The organism is Bradyrhizobium sp. AUGA SZCCT0283, from assembly GCF_018130385.1.
GTDB lineage: Bacteria > Pseudomonadota > Alphaproteobacteria > Rhizobiales > Xanthobacteraceae > Bradyrhizobium.
On the sequence record NZ_JAFCLU010000054.1, the window covers coordinates 23,503 to 29,502 of the forward strand.

Sequence of the window (6,000 nt, forward strand, 5' to 3'; positions counted from 1 at the left end):
CCACAATCCGCCACGATCCTCGTGACCTTTTGGTGGTCACGCGTACTGAGTAGAGCCGTCGCTGGGAATACCTGCGACGGCTTTTTTGCAGGAGAGTCGATGGATTATCAGGCATTCACGAATGACAGCCTCACGATGATGTACGCAGCCGTCCGCGGCGCGTTGGCCGCAGATGATTCAGCCGAACGCCAGGGCAGCGAACCCAAGTTCAAGGTCCGTGATACGCGAGCGTGGAAGAAACATGCAGCCGACCTTGAAGCCGAAATGCTTAGGCGGGGCATGCACTTTGATGTCATCGACTGGGCTGAGCGACAAGGATCCCTGCCGCTTTAGAGTTTCCGGGTCACGGGGCTTCGGTCCCGCGCTCAGCCATTATTTGAAGATGTGATAGATTCCGTTCAGTCCGAGAATACCCACGATGATCAGATAGACCGCCACTGCGAAGCTTACGATCCGAGGCGCGATCAACAGAAACACTCCCGCGGCCAGGCTAACAATCGGCAGTAGGGGGTGGGCAGCATCGAGGTGCATTCGGGAGATTGTACCAGATTCGGATGTCGCCGGCCGGCACAGACTCGAGCCATGTGGCGGTGCCGATCGATGAGGAAGCCTAACCGGCAGCGGATTGCATCTCACGCCAGAAGGCTGGGGCGGTAATGAGATATTAACCACCAGAGCAGGCACGACCTTCTGGTGGTCACTGATACGCAATCGAAGCCGGCCCTGGATCCTCCCAGCGACGGCTTCTGCGTTGCGCTAAGCCGCCGTTGCTTGCTCGTGCGGCGCTCGCTCGGCGAGACGCTGTTCAAGGGCGTCGATGGTCATCTTGAGATTATCGCGCCGCTCGATCAGGGTCCTTGCCAGCATTGGATACTTGACATCAGACCGGTCGGAAATGCTGGCGCGCTCTTCTTGGGCCGCGATCTCGCATTCGATCAGTTGAACGGTGCGGACAAGATCCGCCAGTATCTTGCTAATCACTGCACTTTCGTGCGCTGTCTCAAAACGAGGCTGCATACTCATCTGGGTGCTCCGAATGAATTAGTTCGGCACACCTAGAGACTAGTTGCCGAACAGTTGAAGCATCCATCGCAAGTTGTTGGCCAATAATGACCCGTAAGAACACGGTCATCGAAACCCGTGGGACGCGGGGCAGACGAAAACGTGCAGGACTTCATCTTCTGGCCGATGAAAAATCCGAACTCGCCCTATCCCGCATGGGAGGTGCCGGCGCGCGCCTATGGCAGTCCAATGCTCGACGCTGGGTGGAAGGGCCGCCCTCCGCTTCAGCGAGAAGCCTCCGCGCGGACTCAGAAATAGCCCGTGGATTCGCAGGCGCCGTTTCGGCTCGCATACCCCAGTGCCAAGGCGGACTATCCAGCAGGTTTCCTGTTGAATCTGCGGGCGATTGCATGCGTTCCGAATTAATTTTCTAGCCCTTCCCACGACCTTCCCAAACGGAAGTTCCGGGAAGATTCTTCTCTAAAATGCTAGCTAAGTAATTGATACTGCTGGCTGGGGAACTAGGATTCGAACCTAGACAAACAGAGTCAGAGTCTGTTGTGCTACCGTTACACCATTCCCCACCTAAGACGCTGATTTCGCACAACTTTTTTGGGAAGTTTTGCAATCAGGGCCAGGAGTTTTGCAAACCCGGCGATTTGCAGGGCCCATATAGCCGGGCCTGCGTTCGCGGTCTAGTCTTCCTTTGTTGGGCTCTAGTCCTCCTTGTTCACAAGACGAAGCCGCTTTTGGCCGTCGGCGCCGACCTTCATCTGATCGCGGAACCGCATGTAATGCTCGACGTTCTGGCGGGACATGCCAATATCGTTGGCGATCTGGTCGACCTCATAGCCTTCCTCGGAGCGGGCGAGGATTCCGGTCCCGCGCAGCCCATGGATGGTCGGATGGTCGGCGTCATCAGGATCGATGTCCCAATCGTATTTCTTGACCTGGGCGCCAACCCATTCCTTCCAGCGGCGGCAGATGACGCGGCCTTCGGGTGTATCGGCGAGCCATCGCCCCCAGCGCGCACGAAGACCGTCGGCCGTGTATTGCGCGCCCTTGGGAGAGTAGAGATACAGATCCTTGCGGAAACGATCGATCGGCTTCAGCCAGCGGGAGTTCGTGAACGTCACCGGCGTTTCGGCCCAGCGGTCGAGTTCGAGCGCGTCGGCAGTGGCAAGCGGAATGTGGAAGGCGCGCCGGCGCTTGCGGGTTTTCTTTGGCCGGCACCATAGGCCGTTGCGATCGCGATGCTCCGGACCCATGCGGATCAGATCGCTTCCGCGCTGGCAGGTCATAACCCCGAGCCGCGTCATGCGGACCAGGTCTGGCCACGCGTGCGCGCGAACGTGATCGATCACCCAGGACGGCCACGGCACATGCCCGCGATCGGGGATGTCGAAGTCCTTCACCTTATCGAAGGGATTGATTTTAGCGAGGTCGAGGGGGATGGCCCAATCCCAGATCGTGCGTCCGACCGACAGCATCTGGTTTGCCATCACCGGCGTTTCCTTCATGGCATCGCGCGCAGTTTGAGCTGCGAGCGGCGTCAGGTCTTTAACGGCCACCATGCCCCAGGTATCATGCGACTCGAAGCGACGCATGGTCACTTCGTAATTCGATCGGGTGCCTTCCGATAGTCGCGTGAACTCGTCGCTGCGGCGGTAGCGCGCAATGAGATCGCCGATCGAGCCTGGCGGATATGTTGTCGGTTCCGATGTTTGGCGACGCTCGACTTCGGCCCAAAATGCCACCGGCTGAGTATCGGCGTTCGGTAGTTTGATGCGCTCTCCCTCGCGATCGGTGCCGCGTCCGGGATTCCAATAATAGTACGTGTAGACCTTGCCGTTCGGCTTGCGAACGCTGGTCTTCTCAACGCCCTCAGGCAGCGTCACGCCGGATTCCCTTTTTCTTGCCAAAGTTCGCTGCCCCCAATATGGCCGCATCGGTGTCCGCCGCCTTCTTACCGGCCAGCTTACGGTCTACGTCTTCCCAGCGCCAGCGGGGGGTGCCCGAAGGGAACGTGTCGCACGGTGGGGGCAGGCGACCCTCCTTCACCCATTGATCCCAAGTGTCCGTCGAAATTAGCAATTCGGCCGCTCCGGTTTCCCGGTCGACATAGGCCGGCGTCCGATCGCCCCGAAGCAAGTTGTCCTTCTTGCGCATTGTCATTCGAGCTTACCGGAGGGTTGGCCACCTTTTCGGCGGCCTTGGCATGGTTGTCATCTTGTCGCGCACCAGCACCGCGCAGGGCTGGCCTTTGCGGCCCATCCTGTCCAGCGATAGATGTACGGGGACACTTGCGGAGTCGTAGGACTCTCTTGCATCCCTGTAGAAGATCGCAAACTTGGCGAGGAGTTGTCCCCAGCGATCGCGCTCAGGTCACCTGCGACCAGACGAGGTACATGCACTTGCGTTTTCGCTAATCGAGAAGATGTCGGACTTGTTGATCATCCCGAGCATCATGCTCAGGTGACGCCTAGAGTGGAACGGCGGCTATAAACTCATCGTACGATTGGGTGCCACGGCGAACAAAAAGGAGAGAAGCTGCCCGCGGTTTTTGATTGTCGGATTTTTCGGCGTAAGGTGCGATGCACGCAGCCCGCTCTGACAATGAAGGCGCTTTCCCGATACTTGGGGCAGAGCCCACCGCGACCGCAAACAGGGCTCTGGACAGCTATCGATTTCGTTGTTGGTTCGGAAAGCACTCGAACCTGCAACCAGACCGCTATGCGGTTCTGCGCGCTCAGTGTGTCTAGATGGTGCAAGGGGGATCGCTATTGACGGCGTCGCAGCAAGCCCGTCAGGCTCATAACCTGAAGGTCATAGGTTCAAATCCTATCCCCGCAACCAGAAAAAGCCGCCAAGTCAGAGACTTGGCGGCTTTGCTTTTTTCTATCTCGTGCGAGAGAAGCGGCGTGTCAACACTGTATCAACAAAAGCCGTAGCGCTCAGTGGCGGCAAAAGGCGGTGGTGCCAGCTGTCCTTGGGCCGATCAGTTGCGCTCAATGAGTAGCCCACAGCTGCTCGAGTTATTGCGCGAGCTCGGCCAGGCCTTTCCAGTCGAAGGTGATGCCGTGGCCAGGTCGCGCTGGTGCCAAAGCCATGCCCTGGTCGAGCGCGAGCGGGTGCTCGATATAGCGATCGAGCCCAAAGCCGTGGGCTTCGAGATAAGAGCGATTGGGGCAGGCCGCCAGCAAATGGACGGTGACGTCATGTGCTCCGTGGCTGGTTACCGGAAGATTGAACGCTTCTGCCAGCCGCGCGATCTTCATAAAAGCCGTGACGCCGCCGCAATTGGTGACGTCGGGCTCAGGATAGGAGAGAGCGCCCGCCGAGATATAGTTCTTGAATTCCCAGAGTGAGCGCAGATTTTCGCCGGCTGCGATCGGCACGCCGCCGGCAGCCATGATGCGGGCGTGACCGGCAACATCATCGGGAATAATAGGCTCTTCGAGCCAAGTGAGGTCGTATAGTTGCAGCGCGCGCGCGGCGCGAATGGCTTCCTCGACCGTCCATTTCATGTTGGCATCCGCCATGAGAGGAAAGCCATCACCCAGATGTTTGCGCATCGCCTGCACGCGCGTGACGTCGGATGCGAGATCCGGGCGGCCGACCTTCATCTTAATTGCGCGAAAGCCCTTGGCGAGATTTTCGTCGGTCTGCCTTAGAAGCGCCTCGACGGAGAGATCGAGGTCGATACCGCCGGCGTAACAGGGCACGCGGGCATCGAAGCCGCCGAGTAGACCAAACAGCGGCAGATTGGCGCGGCGCGCCTTCAGGTCCCACAGCGCGATATCAAGCGCCGAGAGTGCGAGTACAGCTGGTCCGCCACGTCCGCCGTAATGCAACGCCCACCAGACGTGATGCCAAATCGCCTCGGTATCATCGGCATCGCGGCCCTCGATTAGTTCTGGGATCTCCCGCCGGAGAACGTCGGCAACCGCACCGCCATTGCGCCCCACGGTATAAGTATAACCGACGCCCTCAGCCCCGTCTGAGTCCCGAACGCGGCATGTTAATAATTCAAAGGCTTTAATTTCGCCGTGCGTGCTGTCTGAAAGGGCAACGGTCAGCGGGATCCGGTAGAATCCAGACTTGGCTAGCTTGATCTTTGCCATTGTTCTCGCGAAGCCTCTTACACAGGTAAAGTCCGCCTACTTAGAGCAATCAGGGAAACCCGTTGCAACACGCTCTGGCATCGATAGGGCCGATCACAACGTGGCGGAAGCATCAGACTACGAATCTGGGGGTCAGGAGTTCGAATCTCTTCGGGCGCGCCAGTACTTAGCCACTACTTACCGTGCAAAAATTATTGGTGTTTTACGGGATTTGCAAGGAAGCTCTCTGCCTAGGAGGGGTTAACCTCTGCCGGGTGTGGGCTGCCGCGGGCCTCCCAAGATTTTGACCTTCACTAAGGTTGAGAAGTGCGAGCCCCCCTCGTACGCTGCATTTCAGTCTAAAGACTTGGCGGCACGGGTCGTTCGGTTGCGTCGTTTCTCAGCACGTAACTTTGTTGGTGACTTTCTGTGCAATGAACGCTGGCAACAGCAATCCGCCGTTCGGGGCTGCCAAAATCAAAATCGTAGGATACCGACGTGTGTGCGATTTCGGTTGGACAGTTCAAGCTGCTGTGGCGCTTGCAGTAGCGCTCCCGCGGTACCGCTTCTTGGTTGCAGAGTTGGAGCTGCCAGGTTGCTCTACTTCTTTCACCAGTCGAGTCCGCAAAATGCGAGCACCGCGGCCTCTTCAGCCTTCAGGCTTCCTACGGCGCTTCGAAGCTCCATCTGCAGAACAAGCTTGCCGTCCATGTAGGAGTCTGATCTTCCCCCGAAAAAATGGACAGGTTTAAGCTGCTTTTAGCTCCATCTCGATCGGGCTGATGTAGCCGATGGCGGAGTGGCGACGCGTTCGATTGTACAACAACGTTTGAGAACGCCCACAGGACCGTTCTTCGTGAGGTTCTTTATCAGCATCATCCTTGGTTTGGTCGCC

At 58.2% G+C, this 6,000-nt stretch carries 6 protein-coding genes and 1 tRNA gene; 1 reads left to right on the top strand and 6 read right to left on the bottom strand.

Annotation, left to right across the window (positions count from 1 at the left end; genetic code table 11):
• Positions 1 to 99: 99 nt before the first annotated feature.
• Positions 100 to 333, top strand: a complete 234-nt coding sequence (locus tag JQ624_RS36325) for a hypothetical protein (protein ID WP_212423677.1) — start codon at positions 100 to 102, stop codon at positions 331 to 333.
• A gap of 39 nt (positions 334 to 372) precedes the next feature.
• Here JQ624_RS36325 and JQ624_RS36330 read toward each other — a convergent pair whose 3' ends face one another.
• The 6 genes from JQ624_RS36330 to JQ624_RS36355 form a co-directional block, all read right to left on the bottom strand.
• Positions 373 to 531, bottom strand: coding sequence for a DUF3096 domain-containing protein (locus tag JQ624_RS36330; RefSeq protein WP_212423678.1), 159 nt, complete (start codon positions 529 to 531; stop codon positions 373 to 375).
• A gap of 225 nt (positions 532 to 756) precedes the next feature.
• Positions 757 to 1,023, bottom strand: coding sequence for a hypothetical protein (locus tag JQ624_RS36335; protein ID WP_212423679.1), 267 nt, complete (start codon positions 1,021 to 1,023; stop codon positions 757 to 759).
• A 489-nt stretch (positions 1,024 to 1,512) separates the two neighbouring features.
• Positions 1,513 to 1,586, bottom strand: a tRNA-Gln gene (locus JQ624_RS36340).
• A gap of 132 nt (positions 1,587 to 1,718) precedes the next feature.
• Positions 1,719 to 2,900 (bottom strand): hypothetical protein, encoded by a 1,182-nt coding sequence (locus JQ624_RS36345; protein WP_212423680.1) that lies wholly within the window; start codon positions 2,898 to 2,900, stop codon positions 1,719 to 1,721.
• Positions 2,887 to 3,171 carry an AlpA family transcriptional regulator gene (locus JQ624_RS36350; RefSeq protein WP_212423681.1) on the bottom strand — a complete coding sequence of 95 codons (285 nt, stop codon included), beginning with the start codon at positions 3,169 to 3,171 and terminating at the stop codon, positions 2,887 to 2,889. Before JQ624_RS36350 ends, JQ624_RS36345 begins: the two co-directional genes overlap by 14 nt.
• Before the next feature lie 866 nt (positions 3,172 to 4,037).
• Positions 4,038 to 5,126 carry a mandelate racemase/muconate lactonizing enzyme family protein gene (locus JQ624_RS36355; protein WP_212423682.1) on the bottom strand — a complete coding sequence of 363 codons (1,089 nt, stop codon included), beginning with the start codon at positions 5,124 to 5,126 and terminating at the stop codon, positions 4,038 to 4,040.
• Between the last annotated feature and the right edge of the window lie 874 nt (positions 5,127 to 6,000).